This is a genomic window from Trueperaceae bacterium, assembly GCA_036381035.1.
Classification (GTDB): Bacteria; Deinococcota; Deinococci; order Deinococcales; family Trueperaceae; genus DASRWD01.
On record DASVDQ010000145.1, the window covers coordinates 1 to 1,336 of the forward strand.

The following is a 1,336-nucleotide window of genomic DNA, read 5'->3' on the forward strand; positions in this document are numbered from 1 at the left end:
GGTTCCCACTGCGGGGATGCCGGCCTGGATCATGCCAGGCGTAGCAATGAGCTCTCCGACCTTGTTTGTCTTGTCGGGGTAGAAATTCTCTGTTACTCCAACATGAACGTCAAGGTGGTCCAGATCAGGCTCCAGGTTGAATGTGCCACCGGAGTTCCTGCCCAAGTTGTGCGTAACCTGGATAGCGATCATCGAAGATGCGACCTCAGGAGGAGCAGGAGTCGATGGAGCAAAGATGTCCCCGGTGGTGGTCACGAATGAACTGTCAGACCAAGGGCCGAAGTGCGGCGGCACCGCATTGTCCGCTGCTCGGATCTGAAGCTCATACGTCATACCAGGAGTAAGCTCCAGGAGCGTGAAAGCGTTTGTGCCCCATCCAACGTAGGACGTTTGCCACTGCGGGTCAACGCTCACCGGCTCGCTGATGAGCGCACCCCACCTGTTGCCCTGGAGATCACTCCACTTGAACCCACTTCCAGGAGCCAGGTTGAGAACCTTCACGTTGGCGTATGAGAACTTCGTTGTACCGCTTGTATTGCCACTGACCAAGAAGGAACGTACACCAGCAGGGCCAGGACCAGTGAAGGTGCCGTCTGTCGCCACGACGTTCCAGGCGCTGGGCTCTGCCTCCCAATCCTTTGCCCAAATCTTCAGGCTCAAGGTGTCTCCGTCCACCTGGAACTTCACGCGGTACCATGTACCGATGCTGTGCGTGAGGTTTGGAATGGTAACCGACCCAAGGATGGTCTCTGCCCCACCCACTCGCTTGAGAATTCGTGCGATGATCGTCTGGTCGGTGCCGAAGCGGCACACACCCATGTAGAAGTTGTTGCCATCGGTGTACCGGAGCATGCCGGCTGCATAGTGGGCAGCACCCGAGGCTAGAGTGTCTGTAGAGACATCAAACGTCAGCACCGCATCAGCGACATTACCTCGGAAACTACGGCGTGAAACGTTTGTGTTGGTGCAAATGTGGAAGCCTATGCCGTTCCCTGCGCCATAATCAAAGGTGTTGCCACCCTCGTTGGTCCAGCCCGTGGGCCAGCCGCCGCTCACAAGCTCCAAGAAGTTCTCCTGGAAAACTTGCTGGTATCCAGCAAGTTTCCCCCACCTCACCTTGTACCCGATGTAGTGGCTCGTGCGGTGCCGAATCTCATAGTGATCGCCATCTGTGATAGTCGATCCATCGAGGTTCAGCGGTGTGTCCCACTGTGCTCGGATCGCAGCCTTGGTCGTGTTGGTCTCACCGGACTGGTATGCACCGACTGAGAATCCGGTGAACGTAGGTGCGGCAGGGATCGTGAAATCAGATGCCCCTGAGGAAGGCAGGCTAGGG

Annotated in this window: 1 protein-coding gene; it reads right to left on the minus strand. The window is 57.1% G+C overall.

The genetic code is table 11. From position 1 onward, the window contains the following. The coding region (locus VF202_15060) for a hypothetical protein (protein HEX7041435.1) at positions 1-1,336 on the minus strand (1,336 nt) is incomplete at both ends.